The organism is Chelatococcus caeni, assembly GCF_014196925.1.
GTDB classification, from domain to species: Bacteria; Pseudomonadota; Alphaproteobacteria; order Rhizobiales; family Beijerinckiaceae; genus Chelatococcus_A; species Chelatococcus_A caeni.
Genome location: NZ_JACIEN010000001.1, coordinates 1,788,299 through 1,808,869, shown reverse-complemented (window position 1 = coordinate 1,808,869; position 20,571 = coordinate 1,788,299). Strand labels below are relative to the sequence as shown.

Sequence of the window (20,571 nt, the reverse complement as noted above, 5' to 3'; positions counted from 1 at the left end):
AAACGGCGCTGGAAGCGGCCCCGGACGCGCGTCCGGGGTGACGTTAGTTGTTTATTGATCGGTGGAATTTTGAGACCAGCCGTAGCCGACGTGGGCAGGCTTGCTCGTGCGTAAGCAAACAAAGATCGACTGCCAACCTCACAAGGTCGACGCAGCGAAATTAGATGCTCCTTGCGAGCAGGCCAAAGCGACCGTTCCCCTCAAGGCCGGTGAACGTTTCGATCCGGGCCAGGTCACGAATGGCAGCGGGCGGATCCGAGTTTTCGATAACAATGAATTGCACCTCGCTCTTCAGGCTGGCGAGATGCTCGTAAAAGTGTTCAGCGAGGCTGGTCGCCTTGAGCGCCGCCTCGTCCTGGGACAGTTCGCCATGCCGTGAGGTCATCGGCTCGCGATAAGTGAGCAGTGGGGTGTCGAGGACGAGGAAGCCCGGGTGCGGCAGCTTGTTCTCGATACAATAGACGATGACAGCGACGTTGAAGGCGGCATGGAGGATCGCCCGGACACCCTTACCGTTGGCGGCTCGGCTCTTGCCGGCAATGGTTATGTCGTTGGCGTTCCCGTCAAACTGAACCTTGTCTGCGTTGGGGAAGTGCCAGGCGGTTAGCACAGCCTTCACCGTCTCGGCGAATTTGAACAACGTGGTCGAGTCTGGGCCGACCGGTGGCGCATCGTCTTCGCGCTTGGTTGGCTCGGCGTCGATTTCGGCCCGTCGGGCGACGAGCTTGGCACGACGCTGGTAGAGGCCGAGGACTTTAGTAATCTCCACTCGCTCCGAGACGTACGTCTCATAATTTTCTCGTAGCGAGGCCTCACGTGGACGTGCTTCCTCGATTTTTGTTTCGAGCTCTTTGATTTCGGCCTTGAGCTGGCTGATGGTCCCGCGGAGGTCGACGGCTTCGGCTTCGAGCGAGGTCATGGTCTGCGCCAACTCCCGCTGCTCGAGCTCAATCTTGCGAGCTTCAGCGGCCGCAGCCTTGTGGGCCATGGCGATTTCTTCGGCTGCATGATTGTGTTTTTGAGTCTCGGGTGGGGCGCCGCACACCGGACAGTCCATGCCGGCCATCGCCACGAGCACGTAACCGCCTTCCTCAATCGACTGCAGGCGCTGCAGGTCTGAGCTGTAGACCGCTCGTAGTTTGGCGAAGCGCTGCAGCGTCAGGTCGAGCTCGCCCGCCCGTTCCTGCAACTCGCGGAGACGATCGGTGGAGCTTCGCCGTTCGCTAACGAGACTATCCAGCTCCTTCTGGGCACTCTGCAGCCGGGCGAACAGGCCTTCGGCACTCCGGTCGAGTCTGTCGAGTTGCTCCTCGGTTTCCTTCTCTTTGGGCGGGTCCTCGCCGAGCTCGGCATCGAGCTGAGCGATCATCTCGTCCACCAGCTCGAGCTTGGCGGCCTTAGCCACTTTGCGTTCTGAGGACTTCGGGACCGTTACAGCTGCGGAATCATCGATGCCGGTGATGAGGAGCTTGAAGAGATTTTGCTCGAATGTGCGCTTAGATGGCGTTCCCGAGGCAAAGATGGGGCTCCTCTCGGCGATGATGTCCTGCTCGGACACAACGGCATAGGGCGACAGTAGGTAGATGGACAGCGTGTCCTTTGCGCCATTGCCGTCGCGCACGATTTGCTTGCCAGCAAGCCCCATCGCGTCGAGCAGCAGGTGCGAGACCGTATCGGTGCGCTTGGAATCGTGCTGTTGACGCAGCGTCTCGCCGTCAGCGGTGCCGGCACTCTTTATTAGACCTTCATAGAGCCTAAAGTGGCCGCCCCTCGTAGCGCGGTAAAGCGTGACATCGCGGCTGTCGGGCAGCGTAAGACCCAACCAGGCAGCGTCGTAAGAGGCGATTTCCTCAGTCTCAGGTAGGCTCTTGGAAACCCCCAGCATAAACAGAATGGCTTTCGCGGTGAATGACTTGCCGGTGTTTGAAGCGCCATAGATGATATTGAGCCCGTCGTCGAACTTGAGTTCGGCAGGCTGGGTGTTGGGACCGGTGAAGACGAGGTGGCGCAGCCGGATGCCAGTCATGCAGACAGTCCCGTGGGCGTCTCATCGGCCCGGAACTCGGCGGTCCAGCGTCCGATCCGGCTTTCTATCAGCGCCCGAATTTCGGCGGTCTCTAACCCGGCAAAGCGGTTCGCCATCCACTTGGCTCGTTGCTTGAGGGCAAGTGAGTAAGGGGCCTGCAGCAGGTCAAGATAGCTTGGCGCTTCCTCGCTGGCGCAGAACTCGATGCCAGACTCCGTCTCGAACACTTCCACCAGGTGCACCTGATGCATTATGCGCAGGCTTCGTTCGACCAGCTGCCTGCGTACGAGGAGCTCACCGACGCGGTTTGGCAGGTCCGGGTGCAGGCTTTCTGGTGCGTCCTCGCCGTCAATGTCGCCAGTATGGACGACAAGGTGGTCAAGCCAGGTCATCTCAATCAGGTCGCAGCGGCGCGGATAAAGGGCTTCGAGCACGATTAGCGCCCGGATGCCCGTCTCAAGGGTGCTGTTAAAGGGGTGTGCGCGTGAAACCCTGTCCTCTAGCGATGCCACGGCAGACGTCCTTCGTTCGCGAACTGGTGGCAGGTCCCCTGCTTGACCTGCGGACCTGCATGCTTGCCGAGGATGCCAGACGGTTGCAGGATCGCTGCCTGCCGCATCACTTGGCGGAGTCTTGCTAGGCCATTTGGGTGATTGTCGCCATGGGTTTCCACGACACCATGGTAGATTTCATCCTTGAATGCGACGAGATAGCCCTCGGGCGTTGAGTCTCGGTAAAACCGGTCGAACGCTACGGAATCGAAGAAGCGCGTCCGCTGGTCGCGCAGGTGCGTGCCCCACTTGGGACAGGCCAATGCCGCCGCGGCGTCGGGGTAGGCCCCTGGACCCTCTTCCTCGTAAAGCTGAAGGAGTTGGCCGATGTAGGCGGACTCGCTGGCCTGAATCTCGACGGGGACTACGCCTCGCGGCGACGGACCAGGATCTTCCCCGAACCACTTGACCAGCGCGGGCTTGCAGGCAGGGTCATCAACGAGCCGCGCCGCGTCGAGCCAATGGATCTGGGTGAAATCGAACGCCTGAATCTTGGCTTCGATCTCGAGGGTAAGCATTATGTTCTTGTTCTCGACAAGCCGGCCGGCGATATCAGTGTCCCACCGGTCGAGGAAGGCCGTCCTAAACCGCTCGGGATGGGCGATAAACTGCTGCACGGCCCGGGCGACGCCGCGTGGTGCCACAAAGGTGTAGGAGCGCGGCAACGAGTACTCGCCGGCCGCCGAATGCATGAAGATCTTACCGAGCTCGACGAAGGCTGAGCGTTCGGAGAGCATCTTGCTGAGCTGTTTGCACTGGTAGTTATCCCACGGGCCTTCCATCCGCTTCGCAGTAAGGTAACCCGTGACGTCGCGGCCCAGGTCGCCCGTGCCGCGCCATAGTTCGTGACTGTCGTAGTCCTTGCAACGCTGGGCTAGCCAGTCGTTAACGAAGTCTTCCAGACGATCCGCGGGAAGAGCACGGATCTGGATAGCGTAGTTGATGCGCAATTGTTGCCCCGGATCGCAGAGCCTCGATCATGCCGTCTCATCGCAAATGTGGCAAGATGGCGGCAGAATGTGCCCTGGGTGCGGATCCCGAACCTAGAACAGAAGGTCGACATCGCGATCTTTGCGCATTCGGGCTCGAAACCTGCGCGCAGACCGGTTGGTGACACCGGCCGCGCGGGCGATGTCATTAGCGGATACCCCGGCCTCGACGGCCTCCGCCATTGCCTTGGCGCGTCGCCGCCGCTCGGCGAGATAGGATCCCGTCGGTCCCAACGGGATCGTTACCTTCAGACGCGCCCGGCCAGAACAGAAATGGTCACTGATTAATCGCGCCTTCTCCAGGCCGACCGCCTGGACGAGCCAGTTGTCCTTCTTGAGACGTCCCGCAATGAACACCTCCTGACCACCCTTTGCTTCCGCGATAGCGAGCGCGGCGCTGATGCCAGCGACCTCCGCGATCTCTGACAGCAACTGTGGCAGGTCCGGCCAGCCGGGGCGCGTCATGCTGCCTCCTGATCGAACTTGCCCGTCTCGTCGCCCCAGGCCTGCCAGCCCGGCCGGCTCTGACGCGAGAACAGGTCGAGCTTGCCGATGGCCGGCACATGCGCGTCGACGAGGCGGTAGAACTCTTCAGGCTTGCGGGAATGCTGCCGGGCAACGCCGGCGAAATAGCTCGGAAGCGGCCGATGGGTCGGCGAGCCCATGACGCCGACGAGGACCGGCTCGTGCATGGTGCGCACCCGGTAGCCGGTGCCCATGCGCGTCTTGCCGTTGCGCGTGACCTTGTGCCAAACGATCTCGGAGACGAACCGGAAGCCCCACGCGCGCATAACGCCGAGCGCCTGCGGCAGCATGCAGCCGGCCGCCCACAAGAAAAGCAGGCAGTCGCCGCGGGCGAGCTGGCCGACAGGCAGGCGCTCGATTTCGTCGAGCGGCATGACGCCGTAATGCGGGTCCGCTCCCTTCCTTGTGCCGGCCTGCGACCAGTTCTCAAAATCCCAGGGCGGATCGGCGACGATCACGTCCATGGACAGGGGGCGCAGCTCTCCGAAGGGCCAGCTCACTTGCGCCCCCTGCGCTGGCGGATCAGACGACCGTATTCCGCGATGGTGGCGTCCAGTTGCTCGGCGGCGACATTGACGACAGGCATATCGATGTCGGCCCGGCCGGCGAGCAGCCGCGCCTGGGCGCGCAGTACAGCGCGCTTGGCACCGGTCACGTCCGAACGGTCACCCGGCCATGCGACGCCGGCCTCGCGGGCGAGCCACGCCTTGAGGGCTTCAATGGCCTTTGAAGCCTCTTTTGGATCTGTCAGAAAGCGGGTGTGCGTCACACCTGTCTGGCGCTGAACGAAGGCGAGCAGCGCCCGATCATCCCGCTCGGCGACGACGCCAAGGTGCCAGCCGGAGATCCACAGCGCCCGCAGCTTGCCGGCATAGAGGCCGGAGACGGTCGCGGCCGGCGACCGGCGCGGGGCACGGGCGTTCAGTTCATCGATCAGACGGGCCGCGTCCGTGCGGCTCAGCTCCGTCGTCGAGAAGACGCCGGCGCGCGCATCGAGCCACGCGCGATAGTCCTCATCCGTCATGCCGGCCTTCCGGCGGCAGGCCTGTAGCGCGCAGATCTGCGCAGGCGTGATGCGGTCGTTGGAGGGGACAGCTTTCGTCATGGCAATGGCCTCGCATTGAGGGCGACCTCGGCTGCGACGAGCTGCAAGGTGAGCTGCTCCAGTCGCGCCTGCAGGACGATCCGGCGGTGGCAATGGAGGGGAAGACGGGCAATGCGCTGCCGCAGTTCCTCACGCTCGGCGAGCATGCGGTCGATGTGCCGCCGCTCCTCCCACACGAGCAGCGGCGGTGGCGCGGCGATGTTGGCGGTGACGCGGGGCATCGTCCCTTCCTTCAAGAAGCGAGCTGGCGGGCGAGATCGAGCGCGGCCTCCGTCACGGTCAGGTGCCGGCCGGCCTTCTCCAGTGACTGGCGATGGCGCCGGGCATCGCGCCACGCCTCGCGCGCCGCCTCGGCGTCGTCGAAGACGAGCGCGGGATCGACGAGGCGCGGCATGCGGGCGCCCTGGATGCGCACCTTGCAGCGCGTGCCGCCGCGATAGTCGAGGCGCGCCACGAGCCCGGCCTGCCGGATGCCCATGGCCTGGATGACGAAGACCTTCTGCATCGCGGCCTCCGTCATGCTCTCGCGAGGTCGATGGTCACCGGCCGCCATTCCGCGTCGTGCCGGTCGCGCTCATAGCAGCGCACATAGGTCTTGGAGCCGATGACCCGCATGGCATCGCGGATCGCCTCCATGGCCCTGCACCAACGCTCGTCCTCGATGTCGAGGCGCAGCAGCATGAAGATCTCGGCGCGGTTGATTTGGCCAGCCTTGTCCGTGTTGAAGGCGCGGGTGACGATGGCGCGGATCTCCGGGCGGCTGTCGGCCGACCATTCCATCAGGCACTCGTCGATCAGCTCCTTGGCGTGCTGGAGCTGCGGCCCGAAGTCGATGTTGTCCTGAACCTGCACCTGTACCTTCATCAGGCCGTCGAAGGTGGTGAAGGTCTTGTTGCCCTTCGCGCCCCCTTTGCTGGTGCCGTATTCCTGCGCCAGGATGGCTTCGTAGGCGCCGAGATCGTTAAACGTGTGCTGCTTGAAGCGGCTGATCTGCGCCGACAGGGCCTTGGCATAGCCCATCACCTTGCGGACGGTCTCGTCTTCCAGCTGGTCGGCCGGCTTGATGGTGTCGACCGGCACGAGATTGCCCTTGGCATCGGGCATGTAGATCTTGCCGTGCACCTCGACGGTGCCCGGCTCAAGGACGGCAGGCTCAGACATGACGATCTCCGCTGGGAAGGGCGCGGCCGTTGTCGGCCGACGCGTGAGGGCATTTCCGGCAGGCGTGAAAGAGGCGGGCGCGCAATGACGAGGTCGCCCGGAAGGGCTGCTTCTGCTCGTCGAGACAGCGGTCGCGGCCGATATCGCCGAGCACGGGGCACACGACGGTCGCGCCCATGAGCGCACCGCGGACCACCTCCTCGACACGGGCGACGTTGCCGCGATAGGTGCCGGAGATGATGTTGCTGAGGACGGCCGGGCTGTAGTTGATGCGCTTGGCCGTCACGGCGCCGGAGGTGCGCGTCATCTCCTGGGCGAGCACGAGCACCCAGTCCGGCAGTTTTTCGCCCCAGGTGGCGCGCGCCTTGGCGACGTAGTCGATGCCGGCGGCCATGCCGGGCAGAGGCCCGCGATTCACGGCGTCACCTCCTTCGCCTCGGGCTGCCCGAGCACGGTGTTGCTGTTCGGGTCGAAGACGAGGTGCGTGCGCAGGATGCGCGGCGGCTCGGCGCCGAGATTGCGCACGAAGTGGAACTCGGCCTCATGCCCGCGGCCGCCGCCCGCCTTGAGGCGCGCGAGCACGCCCACCTCGGCAAGGTGGCGGACGTACCGCTGAACGGTCGGCCGCGGGATGGCCCGCAGCTCGGTGCTGGCGGCTTCCTGCAACGCCGACACAGTGAAGCGCTTGAGCATCTTCATGGTGCGCCAGAGCGTTTCGGTGGCCGTCTCGGGAAAGGCGCTGCCGTCGCGGGCGAGCCGGGGCGCATCGCGCGAGGTGCGAGCGAGCCGGTAGTGATAGCGGCCGTGGCGGATGCCGCGCACCGCCTCAACATGGTCGACCGCGAGATAGCCGGCCTTGACGAGGCGCTTCACATAGTCGGCGACGGTCGCCTCGTGGACATTCGTCTCGCCGACGATGTCGGCCAGGGTGAAGGTGCCTTGCTCGGCGGCGCGCTGGATGAGCTGCCAGAAGCCCGCATGGCCGCGCGGCACGCGAAGGTGCATGGCGACGTGTTCGACGAGAGGACGGCGCATTATGCGGCCCTCCCCAGGCGGCGGCTCTCCTCCAGCTCGCGGGCGAAGCGCACGACAATGCGCCGCGTGTTGCCGCGCTCGGCATCGACGATCTGCGCGAGGCGGGCGTCGTCGATGTCCAGCTCGGGGCAGTAGCTGCGGGCGAGCAGGCGGGCGTCCTCGACGTCGCAGGGCACGGCCTGGACGAACTCGAGCATGCGGTTGTGGACACGCTCGAAGGCCTCCAGCTGGCCCGGCAGCGTCTCCTCGCCGATCAGGATGACCGGGGCGAGGCTCTTGTCGTGCAGCTCGCGCAGCAGGTCGACGAAGCGCTTCTGCGCGATGAAGTGCGCCTCGTCGACGATGAGCGGGCGCATCGGATCGGCCGCGAGCACCATGATGGCCTGCTCGACCATGTCGGCGATGGCGCCGCGCGGGCGCTGCCCCAGCTCGACCAGGATGGAGCGCAGGAGGCTCTTGGCGGTCGTGAACTGCCCCACCTCGACATAGGTGGCGCGGGTGACGTTGGCCCCGTAGGTGGCGGCCTTCGTCTTGCCGAGGCCGGAGCGCCCGAAGAAACAGGCCATGCCCGGCAGGTCCGGCGCGCGGTTGATCACGCGCTTGATCAGGCCGTTGAACGCGGCGACGTTCTTGAGGGGAGCCGGCTTCTTGACCGTTTGTGCGTCGACTGTCATGCTTTCCTCGGTTCGACTTTCGGCCCGGCCTTCGCGCCGGGCCTTCTTCTTGGGCTCACGCAAACAACCACTCGTCCCCGAAGTCCCGGTGGAGATCCTGGTGGGCGAGGTACTCGGCACTCGTCTGGTAGCGGCCGAGCCACAGCGCCTCGTCGGTCGAGACGCCCTGGCCGGCGGCAATCCGGCGCTCCAGTTCCACCGCGCGGCGGAAGCGGTGCTTCGGCTGCTCCGGGAAGGCTTTCACGGTGCTCTCAGGGGCCGGCACCGGAGCATCGGCCTCGGCCGCGGCGACCAGCTCGGCGTGGATGGCGGCATCGTCCGGCCGCAGCTCGACCGGGCGCGCGTGACGCGGCGTCATCGCCTCGATCGCCGCCTCGATCTGCGGCGTGGTGTGCTCGACGCGCGGCTTCGGCAGCTCGACCAGCTTGCCGGCGTCGCGGGCGGCCTGCCGCATGACGAGATCGGCAAGGCGCGGCCCCTTGGCGAGCTTCTTCACCTCGGCCTTCACGGGCGCCATGCGCTCGTCGATGATGCGCTTCTGCTCGGCCTTGACCGCACGCACCGCGGCCGCCGGATCGATGCCGGCGAGGACGGGACAGGTCGCCTCGCCGAGGAATTCGTCGCCCTCGGGCGTGAACAGATACGCGCGGCCGAGGTCGGCGGGATCCATGCGCACGAGCACGCGGGTCTCAGGCATGAGATGCGGCACGAGATACCAGTGGTGATCGATGCGGATGCCCGACTTGCTGACGGTGCGGATGCCGTCGCGGCCGGCGATCGGCATGAGCAGGATGTCGAGGGCGCGCTCGTCGACGGTGCGGATGGCCTCGCGCGACGCGCTGACCAGCTCGAAGGGCGTGCGCTTGCCGAGGCCGGCGTGCGGCTCGTGCATGTACATGGCCTCGACCCAGCGGTCGCATTCGCGCTGCAGGTCGGCGCCGGTCAGCGCTACGCAGAACGTCTCGGCCGGATCCTCGCCCAGACGGGCCGCGAAGGCCTTGCGCTGCTCGATCTGCTTCCGGTCGGCCACGTCATGGCCGATGAAGCCTTCCAGCAGCGGCATGAGGCCGCGCTGCAGGGTGCCGATGGCGCGCTCGACGAAGGCCTTTTCCTCGGGCGTGAACGGCTGGGAATAGGACACGTCGATGCCGAGGTTCGCCATCAGCATCGTCGTCTGCCGGGCCGTGAAATCGCTGCCGTTGTCGGTCTTCACCCGATCCGGCGCGCCCCAGGCGAGGATGGTGCGCCGCATCAGGGCACAGACGGCGGCGGCGCGCGGCGTCCGGCTGACCGAGATCAGCAGGCGACGCGAATAGACGTCGATCGCGGCATAGATCGAGTGCCGCCCGTCCGAGCACAGCACGTCGGCCGGCGAGGCGTCGATCATCCAGAGCTGGTTGAGGCGCGTGACGTGCCGGTAGGAGTTGCGGCCCGAAGCGCGGTATTTCGACTTGAAGGCGTCCGGGTTGGTGAGGGCTGTCAGCTCGACCTTCAGCTCTTCCTTCCATCGGCCGATTGCCCACTGGATGGTGCGCAGCGGCGGCACGGGAACGCGGCGGATCTCGCCGTACCGTGAAACGAGGTCGAGCCCGCCTTCAAACTGCGCTTCAAGCGCGCGCCGGAGGTGCTTCGCGGTGAGGTGCGGCTGCTTGACCAGGAGCGCCAGCAGGAAGGTCTTCACCTCGCCGCCGTTGGCCTGATCGAGAACGCCGCAGCCCTTCCGCGCTGCCGCCTTGTCCACGCCGAGGCGCTTGGTGCGCCCGTCGCGGCGGGCTGCCCGCCACCGAAACAGCGTCGAGGGCGTGATCGAGCGGACATGGCGCCGGATCCAGTCCGCGACTTCGATGCGTTCGGAATTGTAGAGGTCGCAGAAGTGCTGATCCGCGAGGCGCTTGGTGACGCCCGACTCGGCAATGTAGCGGTCGAGGATCTGCAGAAGCGCTAGGCGCGCGTCCCGTGCTTCCGCTGCCCGGCCGCACAGGTCCGAAGTCTCGGGCTCTGCCGGTGACTGCGAGGCCTGCAGGACAACAGGCACCTCAACGGCCTGAAGGTGGCGGCCGAGATAGGCGGCGCGGGCCTCGGCCGGCAGCGCTTCGAGCGGGTACTCACGCCCGCCGCCGCGGCCGATGCGGTCGCGGGAGGGCCAGCCTTCGCGGGCAGCCATTTTACGGACGCCACGTTCGGTTTCGGGCAGCGACGGGAGCTGCGCCTCGGCAAGTTCGCTCGCCGTCAGCCATTGTTTCACCGGGGAGATAGGAGCGTTCACCGGCGGGCCCTCCACTCCGCATCGGCGGCAGCGATTTGGCGCTCGAGTTCGTCCTTCAGCTCCTTGGCGCGCTCCCGTTTGAGCAGAGCCTCGTAGCGGCTGGGCACAGCAATGAGAGCAGCTGCATCGAGCAGGGCATTAAGAGGCCGCTCGTCGCCGGTGACGGACACAAGAGCAATGAGGCGCGTGGCCGAGATCTGATGCGTGCCGGCCTTGGCTTGGCTGGCATAGGCTTCCAGCATCGACACCGGGACATCCTCACCGAGAAATTCCGACATGCGCCGCGCAACGACCTCTCGGGAGAGGCCGCAGTCGCGCAGGCACTGCGACACGGCGCGCGACAGGCGGGCGGCAAGCGTGCCGGCCCGCACGACCTCCTCGCCGAACCGGGCCACGACGGGCGCCGGCTGGAAATCGCGGAAGAGGTCGAGGGTGTTGGTGTCGCGCTGCCGGGCCATGGTCACCCTCGCCCAAAAGGGGCCGGGCGGGCGGAACCCGCCCGGCCAAGGCTAGGGAGGAAACGCCCATAGAGGGCACGGGTTAGCCCCGCCACCGACCACTGACGCAGGTCGCGCGCTCCCCCTACACTCGACGCGTCACCAAACGAGTCGGGGAAAGACCGAATGTCGAATGCTGAAGAACGAACAAAACGTCTGTTGGAGCGCCGGGTCGCGGCGCTGGAAAAGGGCGTGCAATACGCCTTCTGGCGCCACCGCATCGCGGATGCGGTGGTCACCCTCGTCGAGCGTGACGGCGACGTTTCGCTAGACGCTCTGATGGCGGAATTGGCGGCCGCTGCGGAGCGCAGCGAGCCGGTAGTGGTCGACGGCGTCCAACTTGACCCTGCCGGGAAATCCTTAGCGGCCGCCATCGAGCATCTCCGCGAGGCGATCGCCGTGCACAAAGGCGAGTAGGAAAATGACTTCGTCGACCTGATCGGGCGGCAGGGCGTCGGCTAAGTCTCGCAGGATCTGGCGGGTGCCCCCACCGGCTCCTTCGTCGGCGAAGTCCACCAGCGACGTGCGGGCAACGCTCGTCAGCTCGAAGCTGCCGGCCTGTTCGCGGCAAAAGCGTGCGAAGGCCGCGAGGCGGCGTCGGCGAGCACCGGCTGCAGTATGCCAGCCGCGAGGCACAGCAGCGTGTTGCAGGTCGCTCATTGGAAGCCCCGCACAAGGCGTACGAGCCGCTCGGCCTCATTGGCCCAAACCCACACGGCGCCAACGAACAGCGCGAGGCACACCAACTCGAAGGCGTCGCGGGCGAAGGCGCGCGTTGTAGGCAGAAAATGCCTGTCTGGCCGCTGGCGATTTTCAGACGGGGAACGCGTCATGCTGCCGCTCCCATGTCAGGACGCCCATGCACGTTTTGGCTGGTGGCGCCTGTGCGGCACGCGCTATCCTGCGTGCCGGATGATGGTGTCTCGTAGCGATCGGGCCAAAGGTCCGCCGGTTCGAGGCCGAGAAAGGCGGCGAGTGCCTTCTCACCGGCGAAATGCCGGCGGATGAGGGCCGAGCGACACGCGGAAGGATCGAGCTTTGCATCGGTCGCGATCTTCGTCAGCGTGCTCTTGCGCCGGTGCACCTCGGCCTTGATGGTGAACCTGTCCCAGCGTTTGCGGGCCATCTCATTCTCCGGATCGTCCGGCCCTGGCAGGGGCCGGTTTTTTCGGTCTTTCGGGTGCACGTTCGTGCGCCCGTTCGTGTTCACGGTGGAGACAAGATGTCGATTTTTGTCGTGATTCGCAACGATAAAAGTCGAGTTCCGGGTTGCCGGAGGTCGATTAGCGACGGTGAATGCCGATTTATATCGGCATTCCAGGGGGTTGCTTGATGTCGGAACCGACTTTAGGCGGGTCCGGCGCGGTTCCGGGTTGGACGCCGGAATTCGGAACCCGCCTTCGAGCTATTTGCGATCAGATTGGGGGGCTTTCGAAGGCGTCGATAATTGCCGGTGTGACGGCCGAGCAAATCGCCAAATGGCGTGATGGAGTGGCGCGCCCGCCGCTGTTCCCTGTCGCGTCACTCGCGGTCGCTGCAGGCGTGTCCTTGGATTGGATCGTGACCGGAGGTCGACAAGGGGACGGCCGCTCCGAAATAGTGCCGGTCGAAAGTCGGTCGACAATTCGCACCGATATTCTCGGGGAGACCCTGGGAATTATCGAGGAATGGCTGGTGGTAAACAATCGCACACTAGAACCAAACAAAAAGTCGGAAATTGTATCAAAGCTTTATCAATTGATTATAGAGGAAATTGAGGCAGGGGAGAATCACATCGACAAGCGAACAGCACATAGATTTTTGCGACTTGTTGTCTGAGGCTCCCGCGTCATGACATCGAGGCAAACAATGAATACGCACGATGCCGAGAAAAAGGCCCGCATCTTCGAGACGCTAAGGCATGTATTGGATGAAGGGGGATTTGAGAGCCGGAAGTCCGACAATAGGCAGTCGCCTCGACGGACAAGGCGCCGAGCGCGAAATGCAAATCCGATAACATTGAATATCAGCGGCGACATGACGGGCAATTCGGTCTTCATTGTGGTCGGCAGCAACGTTTAGGAGGCTCGTGTGAGAAGGCTCGTGATAGTGGCCGCTTCGCTTGCGCTTGTGGGGAGCAGCGCGATGCCCGCGAAGGCTGTCGATCTTGAGCAGAAGCTCTTTGCGCAGTCCTTAGTGGATGCGGAGGAGATGATAGCCTTATCTATCGAAACGGCAGATTTTGAGACGCTTAAGGACTATGAGTTCCGATTGTCGCGCCAGCTCGGCCAAGTTCCGGTGTTTGATGGTCTTGGTTTAATGTGCGCGTTCGCTGCCCAGTCACTGCTTAATATCACGTTGGATATCAAGCTTCCGCCGGCGCGTGCCGTCAAAGCCTATGACGGCAACCGACGTGACTTCGTTGCCTACATGAAGGATTGTGCAAAATATACCGGTGTTCGGTTCAAGGTCCAGTTGCCGCGATCCCTTGCTCGCAGGTGATCTTGCGCCGTGCGGTTGGCGGCAGCGGACTCGCATCCGATATTGCGCCGCCAACTGCGCTCGCCGCACCGCCGATATGGCCCGCAACGCTATATTCAGCCGGCGGTTGCGCCCGTTCTATCCCGCTTAATCCCGGCTGGTCCCGGCTAGCACCTGTTCTTGCACTTCACATCCACTCTGATGCGTTGCGGAATGTCAGGCGTATCGCTGTCGGGCAGGCGGAGACGTTTACGTGCCGCCTGCGAACGCTGACGGACGACCATCGGCTTCGTCGTTCGTCTCGGGGCCTCGCGGACGCAGGCGTCGGATGTCGACGGCCAGCCCAAAAGACAGCCTCAGGAACGAGGGCCTTTCGCTGTGATGCGGAGCGCATGGCCGAGGCTGATCTTGGTGAGCGGTGGAGAGCGCGAGAAATGGCCGGAGAGGGGACCGGCGCCCGGGGCTGCGCCGATCCGTTCCGTCGGCTCGATGGCGTCGGCTGCGATGCCGCAGCGACGATCGCAGGGCGATGATCGCCAGGGTTCCTTGCCCTTGGCGCGTGCTCAGGCGATGGCAACGACGCCGAAGAGGACCAGGAGGAAGAGGACGAGCACGATGGCGATCAGAATGCGAGCGCCCGTCGCCGCTGCACCCGCCAAGGCGTGAAAGCCGAGAAGGCTGGCAACGGCCGCGACGACGAGAAGAATCAGAATCCACTTGAGCATGGCGAAGTCCTTCCATCGGCGGAAACGTCCACCGCCGGTACAGACATGAAACACCTTCGCCCGAATTTCGGTTCCAGATCCGATCCGCCCGGTCATTCAAGCCGGGATCTCACCGCAGGCTGCTCTTGCCGGCATTTCAGCCGCAAAAGAGGGGGGCGGCGTTCGGGAAGCGCTTGCGTCATCCGCAGCGCACGCGCCAAAGACACGAAGGGAGCAGCACCGCTGCTCCCTGTCGGCCGTGAACGGATCCTGTCCGCTTGTACGGCGCGGGAGACGTTTCGGGGCGCTTTCGCGCCCCGACGATGTCGCTCCCGTCAAACGGTCGATTCGCGCCGGCGGCGCGTCAGGCGTCGTCTTCCCCGTCGTCGATCGGCACGAGGAAGAGCACGTCGAGGCCTTCCTCTTCGCCGTCGAGGGTTTCGTCCTCGTCGAAGGCTTCCGCGTCCTCTTCCATCATCAGGTCGAAGGTCTCGGATTCCTCCTCGCTCGCCGGGCGCAGATTCAGCGGCGCCACGCCGTCCCACAGTGGCTCGCCGTCGCTCGTCATCTGCCTGAGGTCGTTCCTGAAGGCCTCCTGATCGAAGACGGAGCGGGCCTGTTCCTCGTCGGCGTCGATCACGGCGACGGCCTTGCGGCCGATTTCCAGTGTATACATGTGAGGTCCTTCATCTCGGAAAGCGACGCGAAAGCCTCTGCGCGCTCGGCTGCGGCTGTAGCGCGTCCGGGCCGGCGGCACCAGCGCCATCTCAGCGAATTTCTGTGTCGGATGCGTGGCGGATGCAGCGCCGGAAGCGGCGCGGCCGGTCATTGCCAAACCGGGCGGCAACGCTTTGAATGGCGCCGCGGCGCTTCCGCCGCCTCTGATGGCCGGCGATTCGAGGAGGCAGCAGGCCGGCGCTTCTCTTCCTGATCTTTACAGCTCGTGTTGCGTACTTCCATCCAGCAACCCAAGCCCGGAGAGGGACGATGTCGGAACAACTTGCCGATGTTCAGAAGTATGCGAAGAAACCGGTCAACGAGGCCGCCTTGGCGGGCCTCGCCAAAACGTATCAGCTGGTGCTCGGCAAGTCCGACAGCCGCTATGTCGCATGCTCCGATCCGGAAGAATGCGCCCGTATCCGCGAGAATTTCCTGAAGAAGAAGCTGGGGCTGACGAGCGGCGATCTCGACGGCGCCATCAAGACGGTCTGCCAGACCATGAAGGACGACCGCACGAAGTCGCGTCTGACCTTCTATTACCTGCTGGCCGAGCATTTCGGCAAGCTGGACGCCTTCGCCTGAACGCGGAAGGCGCTCGCCGGAGCTTCGAGCCCACAAAAAAGGCCGGCGGATGTCCGCCGGCCTTTTGCATGGAATGACACCCGTGTCAGCAGTCGCGATAGCGGCGGCCGCGGTAGTAGTAGGTCTGGCACTGGGGCGCCGTGGCCGCGCCGATCATGGCGCCGCCGGCCGCGCCGATGGCGCCGCCGACGACCGCGCCGCCGGCCGTGCCCGTGGCCAGGCCGCCGACGAGGGCGCCGGCGCCGCCGCCGATGAGAGCGCCGCCGACCGCACGGTCACCAGGGTTGTTGGTGTTGCAGGCGGCGAGACCGAAGGCCAGTGCGCCCAGAAGAATGATCTTTTTCATGAACGGGCCCCTCGAAAGGAACAAGCGAATCCGGGCGCACCGCGCCCGGCACCTTTCCTCATACGTGGCCGAGGCCGGAAAGCAAATGGCCTTTGCGCACGGTGGCGATGCCGCCACTGCCGCGCGTGCCGACCCGGCACCGGAGTGTTGGCGACCCCTGCAGGGCTCGAACCTGCGACCTAGTGCTTAGAAGGCACTTGCTCTATCCAGCTGAGCTAAGGGGCCGTCGCGTGGCTCGCCGGCGGCGTCAGTGCGTCCAGGGCGTCACGCGGTTGAACTTGAAATTGTCCGAATAGGAGATGATGCGGCGCTTCGGGGCAAACGGCTGCTCGACGCGATAGGGGATGCCGTTGCGGCGCGCGTAGGCCTCGGCCTCCTCCCGGCTGTCAAAGGACAGCTTGAGCTGCTGGCGCATGTCCGACGAACTCGTCCAGCCCATCAGCGGCTCGACCTCGCGCGGCTTCTCCGGCTCGAATTCGAGCAGCCAGCGCTTCGTCTTGGCGGTGCCGGATTGCATGGCCGTCTTCGTCGGCCTGTAGATGCGTGCGATCATTGGTCGTCGCGGCTTTCTCTAGGAACTGGCCCCAACCGCGCCGGAGAGGGGCCAGAAGGCGACCTGCCGGCGCAGCCGTCGAACATGATGGTCGGGGCAGCAGGATTTGAACCTGCGACCCTCTGCTCCCAAAGCAGATGCGCTACCAGACTGCGCTATGCCCCGAACCGTTCATGCTCAAGGTTTTCCTAGTGTTTCCGACGGGGGAAGGCAAGGGCATCGCGCGCACAAACGAAACGAAAGGGAGCCAAGATGCGCAGTTCGGGACACAGTTTCCCGAAAAATTCCCGAAGCGTGTTCGCGTCCCGTTCACGGTGTCTCGCCCGCTCGTGAGCGCCGGCGCGGGGGCTGCCGTCTAGGCGGCCGCCTGCTGGCGCGAGAGCAGCACCAAACATGAGGGACGGTTAATCGATGGCTACGCTCTCCCTGTCGTCGTGCTCGTCATTCTGAGCAGAGAAATCGAATTTCATGGCTATCCGGGAGTGTGCGTCAGGAAGCCGAACAGCAGAATAGCTGCACCAACAACAATCATCGCAAGCCCCGGCCAATTGTCCCTAACACCAAGAACGCGGATGCCGCTGCGCTTCGGTTCCAGCGTAGGAACTCCCGCCTGCGTCGTGTGGGGATTGCTCATGCGGCCGCGAAAGATAGCGACGTGTGCCGAATAGAGCACTCCGAGCATGACGAGAGCGGCGCCTAGCCAAGTGATCCACACCATTTCTAACCTCCACCACGATGAACGAGCGTAGTGCTGGCAAGGTTCCGGTGGCCAGAGTGGGACAGCGGCGCTGCCCTCCGGGCGTTTCCTCCCTGACTTGGCCCGCCCGTTCGCCGGTGGCGGGGCCTTTTCGCGTTTCAGGGCGTCGTTTGGTCGATCAGGGACATCAGGCGGCGCCTGCTTGCCTCGCGGTCGCATTTTCCACCATCGCACCATTTGTCATAGGTAGAGCGCGGCACGCGCAGCTCCTCGGTGCACTGGTTGCGCGTCCAGCCATGGGCGGCGCAGGCGGCGGCGAACGTGAGGCCGGGATCATAGTTGCCCCGGATGCGCTCCGGCGGCGTCGGCATGCCCCAGGTCGCCATAACCACTCTCGCTCACCGTCCGTGCCGATGCGGACGATCGGTGGGAGCGTTCCGGGGTAGATGTCGCGCGACGGCTCGTTCCAACCGATTCGGTCGACCATGCCGCGGGTAAGATCGAGGATCGCCTCGCGGTTGGATCGGACGTTGTAGAGGTTGCACATGGGCCGCTCCAGTCGTGATCCGACGGGCGTAACAGAATTTCCCGAAAAAAGTCCCGAACTGGAGCGGGCAGATCTGTCAAGGTCCTTGCTGGCCAATGGGTCCAGCAGATTGGAACCGATGCTCGGTCGCGGAGGCTGCCCAAAGGCGAAGGTCGGTCGCAGCCTGCCGCGCCGCAATCCACCCATCGTGGCGGAGATCTCATTGCGAGCGCTTCGCGAATCGTGGCAAATTCTAGGCAAGAAAGAGTTGAAGCGGCGGCGTGGAAAGCAGACACGCGGGTTGCGGAGACAGTGGTTAATAACACGCACCGGAGTGGGTGTGTCTCTCATGGAGCACAGCGCGCCACTAGAGCGAAGAGCGAAGCAACCGGACCACTAACCCTCATCTAGCAGGATGTTCGCCGGAGTTGCGCCCGGCCCGTATCAACCAGACTGAAGCCTTGGACCGCTCCAAACCAGAGCGGTTTTTTATGCCGCCTGGTGCTGCTGAACGGTTATCGGGGCAGGGCGCGCCATCGCCATTGGCCGGGTGCCGACCGTCCGGGCCGTGCCTGAGCCGCCGGACAACGCTGCCTTGCAGTTGTCGCCGCCACGCCCTGGCGGCGCGTCTTGCCGTGGAGGAGCCGAGCTGCAGCCTTTCGCCAGCCCGCACTGGTCCGGCGCCTGGCGACTGCGGGCCGAGGAGGAAGGCCCGGTATCTCATCGATGTCGTGCTGAAGATGCGGCGGCGCCGGGATGATCCGGATTGGTGCCTGCACGCGGGCTCGCGCGAGGGCGCGGCCGAAGGGGGAGGGCGCTTGCGCCCTCCCGCCGGGACAGGCCTCAGGCGGCCTGGAGGTTGCCGGCAGAGGTCTTGCCGGTGCGGCGGTCCGTCTCGAGCTCGTAAGAGATCTTCTGGCCCTCGTTCAGGCTGCGCAGGCCGGCGCGCTCGACGGCGCTGATGTGGACGAACACGTCCTTGCCGCCGTCGTCAGGCTGAATGAAGCCATAACCCTTCTGCTCGTTGAACCACTTCACGGTGCCGGTGCTCATTGTCGTATCCTTCGTCTTCAGGTTGCACGCGGGCGCGCGCACGCCAAGCGGGCGAGCGCCATTGTCGTCGCAGATTTTGGGGAAGAAGTAGGTAGGTGCGCCTGACTGCGAGGCGTGACAGACCAATATTCCGGCCAAATCTCGATAAGGTAACGATAGGGCCCAATTGTGGTCGATGCAAGGCGCTTGGCCGGCCGGGCAGCGAGAGCGGCTCAAAGGGGCGGCAGGGCAAGCCATTGCCGGCAGCGCATGCCGCCGCTAAAACGGCGCTCGTTCGACATGCGGGGCGTCGAGGGCGAATGCGGGCCAGGGCGCTGGGGGCGGCGCCGGGCGGGATTTCCGGAACGGGCGAGAGAATGGCCTTGATCGGTGAAAGCACGGCGCCAGCCGGTGTGCGGAAAAAGGGCGCGGTGCAGGGCGGCGACTGGGCGCAGCGGCTCGTCGCGGCCCTGAGTGCGAGCCATGCGAGGGCGCTCGTCGTCCTCTTCCTCCTGTCCTGCGCGGCCTTCGCGCCGGGTTTCGCTTCCCTCCAGCCGATGGACCGGGACGAGCCCCGCTTCGCCCAGGCGAGCAAGCAGATGCTCGAGACCGGCGATTTCGTCGACATCCGCTTCCAGGACGAGGCGCGCCACAAGAAGCCCGTCGGCATCTACTGGCTGCAGAGCGCTGTCGTCGCCGGGGCGGAGGCGCTCGGCGTCGACAACGCGCGCGCCACCATCGCCTATTATCGCATTCCCTCCTTCCTCGGCGCGGTGGCGACGGTGCTCGTCACCTATTGGGCGGCGCTCGCCTTCGTGTCACCGGGCGGGGCGCTGCTCGCCGGCGCCTTCATGGCCGCTTCCGTCCTCCTCGGCGTCGAGGCGCGGCTCGCCAAGACGGATGCGGTCCTGACGGCCACGACCGTCGTGATGTTCGGCGGGCTGGCGCGGCTCTATCTCTGGCGCGACAGGATCATCCCGGCCGGCACGATCGCCGCCTTCTGGGCGGCCTTCGCCCTGTCCATCCTCGTCAAGGGACCGATCGGCCCCATGGTGGTCGGCCTCGCCGGGGCGGCCCTGTCGGTCCGCGCCCGCACCGTCGGCTGGCTGAGGGGCCTCAGGCCCGGCTGGGGGCTGCTGCTGACGGCTCTCATCGTCGCGCCGTGGTTCATCGCCATCGCCATGAAGACGGGCGGCGCCTTCTTCGATGAATCGGTCGGCAAGGACATGCTGGCCAAGGTCGGCTCGGGCCAGGAGAAGCACTGGGCTCCGCCCGGCTTCTATCTCCTCGCCTTCTTCGGCACGTTCTGGCCGGCGGCCGTGCTCACGGCCATCGCCCTGCCGCTCGCCTGGCGGTGGCGGGCGGAGCCCTGGGTCGCGGTGTGCCTCGCCTGGGTGCTGCCGTCCTGGATCATCTTCGAGGCCGTGCCGACCAAGCTGCCGCATTACGTGCTGCCCCTCTATCCGGCCCTTGCCATCTTCACGGTCAAGGTCATGGAGCTCGGCGAGGTCGGGCCGCATCGCCCCGCGGCGGTGCCGGCGGCCCTGCTCATTCCCCTCATTCCGCTCGGCTTGCTGATCGGCCTCGGCATCGCCGGCTATCAGCTCGACGGGGTGCCGCCCTATGCGGGCATGCCGGGCATGCTCGTCGCCACCCTCGTCGCCTTCTGGGCGTGGCTTGCCTTCCGGCGCCGCGCGGTCGTCAAGACGGCGGTGCTCGCCGTCGCCGCCTCGCTCGTGCTGTCGGTCTCCGTCTGGGGCCTCACCCAGCCGCTGCTGCGCGCGCTGAAGCTGTCGCCGCGCCTTGCGGCGGCGGTCGAAGCCATCGGCTGCCCGTCGCCGCAGGTCGTGACGGTCGGCTATCGCGAGCCGAGCCTCGTCTTCCTCGTCGGCACCGATCTGGCGATGGCGTCGGACGGAAAGGCGGCGGCCGCCTTCCTCGATGGTCCGGGGTGCCGCATCGCGCTCGTCGAAGCGCGGGCGGAAGAGGAATTCCTTGCGTCGCTCGGTGAGATGGGAAAAACACCACGTCTCGTCACACGGGTGCCGGGATTCAATATCAACGGAGGGCGCAAGCTCGACATCGGCGTCTACGCCACGGGCGATTGAGCGAGAGCCACCCG

Annotated in this window: 28 protein-coding genes and 2 tRNA genes; 5 read left to right on the top strand and 25 right to left on the bottom strand. The window is 65.3% G+C overall.

Features of this window, described 5'->3' with window-relative positions; translation table 11 throughout:
• Nucleotides 1–160: 160 nt before the first annotated feature.
• From GGR16_RS08570 to GGR16_RS08505, 14 genes are all read right to left on the bottom strand, one after another.
• Nucleotides 161–2,026, bottom strand: coding sequence for a coiled-coil domain-containing protein (locus GGR16_RS08570; RefSeq protein ID WP_183316255.1), 1,866 nt, complete (start codon nt 2,024–2,026; stop codon nt 161–163).
• A complete protein-coding gene (locus GGR16_RS08565; RefSeq protein WP_183316254.1) occupies nt 2,023–2,538 on the bottom strand; it encodes an ABC-three component system middle component 2 in 516 nt (171 codons plus the stop codon). The genes GGR16_RS08570 and GGR16_RS08565 overlap by 4 nt, the downstream gene beginning before the upstream one ends.
• Entirely contained in the window at nt 2,526–3,527 is a 1,002-nt protein-coding gene (locus tag GGR16_RS08560) for an ABC-three component system protein (protein WP_183316253.1), read from the bottom strand. Before GGR16_RS08560 ends, GGR16_RS08565 begins: the two co-directional genes overlap by 13 nt.
• 93 nt (nt 3,528–3,620) lie before the next feature.
• Nucleotides 3,621–4,031, bottom strand: a complete 411-nt coding sequence (locus GGR16_RS08555) for a helix-turn-helix domain-containing protein (protein ID WP_183316252.1) — start codon at nt 4,029–4,031, stop codon at nt 3,621–3,623.
• Nucleotides 4,028–4,591, bottom strand: a complete 564-nt coding sequence (locus GGR16_RS08550; RefSeq protein WP_343059616.1) for an MT-A70 family methyltransferase — start codon at nt 4,589–4,591, stop codon at nt 4,028–4,030. Before GGR16_RS08550 ends, GGR16_RS08555 begins: the two co-directional genes overlap by 4 nt.
• Entirely contained in the window at nt 4,588–5,196 is a 609-nt protein-coding gene (locus GGR16_RS08545) for a regulatory protein GemA (RefSeq protein WP_183316251.1), read from the bottom strand. The genes GGR16_RS08550 and GGR16_RS08545 overlap by 4 nt, the downstream gene beginning before the upstream one ends.
• Nucleotides 5,193–5,417, bottom strand: a complete 225-nt coding sequence (locus tag GGR16_RS08540) for a hypothetical protein (protein WP_183316250.1) — start codon at nt 5,415–5,417, stop codon at nt 5,193–5,195. The genes GGR16_RS08545 and GGR16_RS08540 overlap by 4 nt, the downstream gene beginning before the upstream one ends.
• 11 nt (nt 5,418–5,428) lie before the next feature.
• Nucleotides 5,429–5,701, bottom strand: coding sequence for a hypothetical protein (locus GGR16_RS08535; RefSeq protein ID WP_183316249.1), 273 nt, complete (start codon nt 5,699–5,701; stop codon nt 5,429–5,431).
• Nucleotides 5,702–5,712: 11 nt separating this feature from the next.
• Complete coding sequence (locus GGR16_RS08530; RefSeq protein ID WP_183316248.1) at nt 5,713–6,357, bottom strand: DUF3164 family protein; 645 nt, start codon at nt 6,355–6,357, stop codon at nt 5,713–5,715.
• A complete protein-coding gene (locus GGR16_RS08525) occupies nt 6,350–6,775 on the bottom strand; it encodes a transcriptional regulator (RefSeq protein ID WP_343059615.1) in 426 nt (141 codons plus the stop codon). The genes GGR16_RS08530 and GGR16_RS08525 overlap by 8 nt, the downstream gene beginning before the upstream one ends.
• Complete coding sequence (locus tag GGR16_RS08520) at nt 6,772–7,392, bottom strand: hypothetical protein (protein ID WP_183316247.1); 621 nt, start codon at nt 7,390–7,392, stop codon at nt 6,772–6,774. Before GGR16_RS08520 ends, GGR16_RS08525 begins: the two co-directional genes overlap by 4 nt.
• Nucleotides 7,392–8,066 (bottom strand): AAA family ATPase, encoded by a 675-nt coding sequence (locus GGR16_RS08515; protein ID WP_183316246.1) that lies wholly within the window; start codon nt 8,064–8,066, stop codon nt 7,392–7,394. The genes GGR16_RS08520 and GGR16_RS08515 overlap by 1 nt, the downstream gene beginning before the upstream one ends.
• Before the next feature lie 55 nt (nt 8,067–8,121).
• Entirely contained in the window at nt 8,122–10,332 is a 2,211-nt protein-coding gene (locus tag GGR16_RS08510) for a DDE-type integrase/transposase/recombinase (RefSeq protein WP_183316245.1), read from the bottom strand.
• The gene (locus tag GGR16_RS08505) at nt 10,329–10,790 is read right to left on the bottom strand and encodes a hypothetical protein (RefSeq protein WP_183316244.1); all 462 of its coding nucleotides are present in this window, start codon (nt 10,788–10,790) and stop codon (nt 10,329–10,331) included. Before GGR16_RS08505 ends, GGR16_RS08510 begins: the two co-directional genes overlap by 4 nt.
• Before the next feature lie 165 nt (nt 10,791–10,955).
• Here GGR16_RS08505 and GGR16_RS08500 point away from each other — a divergent pair, with 165 nt between their 5' ends.
• A complete protein-coding gene (locus GGR16_RS08500) occupies nt 10,956–11,246 on the top strand; it encodes a hypothetical protein (protein ID WP_183316243.1) in 291 nt (96 codons plus the stop codon).
• Here the strand turns inward: GGR16_RS08500 and GGR16_RS08495 are convergent.
• Nucleotides 11,190–11,489, bottom strand: a complete 300-nt coding sequence (locus GGR16_RS08495; protein WP_183316242.1) for a hypothetical protein — start codon at nt 11,487–11,489, stop codon at nt 11,190–11,192. The two genes, GGR16_RS08500 and GGR16_RS08495, sit on opposite strands and share 57 nt — an antisense overlap.
• A 169-nt stretch (nt 11,490–11,658) precedes the next feature.
• Nucleotides 11,659–11,955 carry a helix-turn-helix domain-containing protein gene (locus GGR16_RS08490; RefSeq protein WP_183316241.1) on the bottom strand — a complete coding sequence of 99 codons (297 nt, stop codon included), beginning with the start codon at nt 11,953–11,955 and terminating at the stop codon, nt 11,659–11,661.
• Nucleotides 11,956–12,125: 170 nt separating this feature from the next.
• Between GGR16_RS08490 and GGR16_RS08485 the strand changes: the two genes are divergently transcribed.
• Both GGR16_RS08485 and GGR16_RS08480 read left to right on the top strand, forming a co-directional pair.
• Nucleotides 12,126–12,647 carry a hypothetical protein gene (locus GGR16_RS08485; protein WP_183316240.1) on the top strand — a complete coding sequence of 174 codons (522 nt, stop codon included), beginning with the start codon at nt 12,126–12,128 and terminating at the stop codon, nt 12,645–12,647.
• 306 nt (nt 12,648–12,953) lie between these two features.
• A complete protein-coding gene (locus GGR16_RS08480; RefSeq protein ID WP_183316239.1) occupies nt 12,954–13,310 on the top strand; it encodes a hypothetical protein in 357 nt (118 codons plus the stop codon).
• A 542-nt stretch (nt 13,311–13,852) separates the two neighbouring features.
• Here GGR16_RS08480 and GGR16_RS08475 read toward each other — a convergent pair.
• Nucleotides 13,853–14,014 (bottom strand): DUF1328 family protein, encoded by a 162-nt coding sequence (locus GGR16_RS08475; RefSeq protein ID WP_019403041.1) that lies wholly within the window; start codon nt 14,012–14,014, stop codon nt 13,853–13,855.
• Nucleotides 14,015–14,357: 343 nt separating this feature from the next.
• Nucleotides 14,358–14,669 carry a hypothetical protein gene (locus GGR16_RS08470; RefSeq protein ID WP_019403042.1) on the bottom strand — a complete coding sequence of 104 codons (312 nt, stop codon included), beginning with the start codon at nt 14,667–14,669 and terminating at the stop codon, nt 14,358–14,360.
• A 311-nt stretch (nt 14,670–14,980) separates the two neighbouring features.
• Here GGR16_RS08470 and GGR16_RS08465 point away from each other — a divergent pair, with 311 nt between their 5' ends.
• Complete coding sequence (locus GGR16_RS08465) at nt 14,981–15,295, top strand: DUF2853 family protein (protein ID WP_019403043.1); 315 nt, start codon at nt 14,981–14,983, stop codon at nt 15,293–15,295.
• A gap of 85 nt (nt 15,296–15,380) precedes the next feature.
• Here GGR16_RS08465 and GGR16_RS08460 read toward each other — a convergent pair whose 3' ends face one another.
• From GGR16_RS08460 to GGR16_RS08430, 7 genes are all read right to left on the bottom strand, one after another.
• Nucleotides 15,381–15,641, bottom strand: coding sequence for a hypothetical protein (locus GGR16_RS08460; RefSeq protein ID WP_053194096.1), 261 nt, complete (start codon nt 15,639–15,641; stop codon nt 15,381–15,383).
• 148 nt (nt 15,642–15,789) lie between these two features.
• A tRNA-Arg gene (locus GGR16_RS08455) sits at nt 15,790–15,866 on the bottom strand.
• Nucleotides 15,867–15,888: 22 nt separating this feature from the next.
• Nucleotides 15,889–16,194, bottom strand: coding sequence for an ETC complex I subunit (locus GGR16_RS08450; RefSeq protein ID WP_183316238.1), 306 nt, complete (start codon nt 16,192–16,194; stop codon nt 15,889–15,891).
• Between the two features lie 88 nt (nt 16,195–16,282).
• Nucleotides 16,283–16,359: transfer RNA gene (locus tag GGR16_RS08445), tRNA-Pro, on the bottom strand.
• 307 nt (nt 16,360–16,666) lie between these two features.
• Nucleotides 16,667–16,912, bottom strand: a complete 246-nt coding sequence (locus GGR16_RS08440; protein ID WP_210289421.1) for a hypothetical protein — start codon at nt 16,910–16,912, stop codon at nt 16,667–16,669.
• Nucleotides 16,913–17,049: 137 nt separating this feature from the next.
• The gene (locus GGR16_RS08435; RefSeq protein ID WP_183316237.1) at nt 17,050–17,277 is read right to left on the bottom strand and encodes a hypothetical protein; all 228 of its coding nucleotides are present in this window, start codon (nt 17,275–17,277) and stop codon (nt 17,050–17,052) included.
• 983 nt (nt 17,278–18,260) lie between these two features.
• On the bottom strand, nt 18,261–18,470 hold the full coding sequence (locus GGR16_RS08430) for a cold-shock protein (RefSeq protein WP_019402418.1): 210 nt from the start codon (nt 18,468–18,470) through the stop codon (nt 18,261–18,263).
• 356 nt (nt 18,471–18,826) lie between these two features.
• On the opposite strand from GGR16_RS08430, the gene GGR16_RS08425 reads away from it, so the two are divergent.
• Nucleotides 18,827–20,557, top strand: coding sequence for an ArnT family glycosyltransferase (locus GGR16_RS08425; protein WP_183316236.1), 1,731 nt, complete (start codon nt 18,827–18,829; stop codon nt 20,555–20,557).
• The last annotated feature ends 14 nt before the right edge of the window (nt 20,558–20,571 follow it).

Bases quoted from the DNA above. Each gene is read 5' to 3' on its own strand.
- GGR16_RS08450 (WP_183316238.1), bottom strand. From the start codon at position 16,194: ATGATCGCACGCATCTACAGGCCGACGAAGACGGCCATGCAATCCGGC.
- GGR16_RS08540 (WP_183316250.1), bottom strand. From the start codon at position 5,417: ATGCCCCGCGTCACCGCCAACATCGCCGCGCCACCGCCGCTGCTCGTG.
- GGR16_RS08475 (WP_019403041.1), bottom strand. From the start codon at position 14,014: ATGCTCAAGTGGATTCTGATTCTTCTCGTCGTCGCGGCCGTTGCCAGC.
- GGR16_RS08505 (WP_183316244.1), bottom strand. From the start codon at position 10,790: ATGGCCCGGCAGCGCGACACCAACACCCTCGACCTCTTCCGCGATTTC.
- GGR16_RS08520 (WP_183316247.1), bottom strand. From the start codon at position 7,392: ATGCGCCGTCCTCTCGTCGAACACGTCGCCATGCACCTTCGCGTGCCG.
- GGR16_RS08460 (WP_053194096.1), bottom strand. From the start codon at position 15,641: ATGAAAAAGATCATTCTTCTGGGCGCACTGGCCTTCGGTCTCGCCGCC.
- GGR16_RS08470 (WP_019403042.1), bottom strand. From the start codon at position 14,669: ATGTATACACTGGAAATCGGCCGCAAGGCCGTCGCCGTGATCGACGCC.
- GGR16_RS08500 (WP_183316243.1), top strand. From the start codon at position 10,956: ATGTCGAATGCTGAAGAACGAACAAAACGTCTGTTGGAGCGCCGGGTC.
- GGR16_RS08515 (WP_183316246.1), bottom strand. From the start codon at position 8,066: ATGACAGTCGACGCACAAACGGTCAAGAAGCCGGCTCCCCTCAAGAAC.
- GGR16_RS08465 (WP_019403043.1), top strand. From the start codon at position 14,981: ATGTCGGAACAACTTGCCGATGTTCAGAAGTATGCGAAGAAACCGGTC.
- GGR16_RS08435 (WP_183316237.1), bottom strand. From the start codon at position 17,277: ATGGCGACCTGGGGCATGCCGACGCCGCCGGAGCGCATCCGGGGCAAC.
- GGR16_RS08430 (WP_019402418.1), bottom strand. From the start codon at position 18,470: ATGAGCACCGGCACCGTGAAGTGGTTCAACGAGCAGAAGGGTTATGGC.
- GGR16_RS08530 (WP_183316248.1), bottom strand. From the start codon at position 6,357: ATGTCTGAGCCTGCCGTCCTTGAGCCGGGCACCGTCGAGGTGCACGGC.
- GGR16_RS08480 (WP_183316239.1), top strand. From the start codon at position 12,954: ATGCCCGCGAAGGCTGTCGATCTTGAGCAGAAGCTCTTTGCGCAGTCC.
- GGR16_RS08490 (WP_183316241.1), bottom strand. From the start codon at position 11,955: ATGGCCCGCAAACGCTGGGACAGGTTCACCATCAAGGCCGAGGTGCAC.
- GGR16_RS08555 (WP_183316252.1), bottom strand. From the start codon at position 4,031: ATGACGCGCCCCGGCTGGCCGGACCTGCCACAGTTGCTGTCAGAGATC.
- GGR16_RS08425 (WP_183316236.1), top strand. From the start codon at position 18,827: ATGGCCTTGATCGGTGAAAGCACGGCGCCAGCCGGTGTGCGGAAAAAG.
- GGR16_RS08495 (WP_183316242.1), bottom strand. From the start codon at position 11,489: ATGAGCGACCTGCAACACGCTGCTGTGCCTCGCGGCTGGCATACTGCA.
- GGR16_RS08570 (WP_183316255.1), bottom strand. From the start codon at position 2,026: ATGACTGGCATCCGGCTGCGCCACCTCGTCTTCACCGGTCCCAACACC.
- GGR16_RS08545 (WP_183316251.1), bottom strand. From the start codon at position 5,196: ATGACGAAAGCTGTCCCCTCCAACGACCGCATCACGCCTGCGCAGATC.
- GGR16_RS08485 (WP_183316240.1), top strand. From the start codon at position 12,126: ATGCCGATTTATATCGGCATTCCAGGGGGTTGCTTGATGTCGGAACCG.
- GGR16_RS08440 (WP_210289421.1), bottom strand. From the start codon at position 16,912: ATGGTGTGGATCACTTGGCTAGGCGCCGCTCTCGTCATGCTCGGAGTG.
- GGR16_RS08535 (WP_183316249.1), bottom strand. From the start codon at position 5,701: ATGCAGAAGGTCTTCGTCATCCAGGCCATGGGCATCCGGCAGGCCGGG.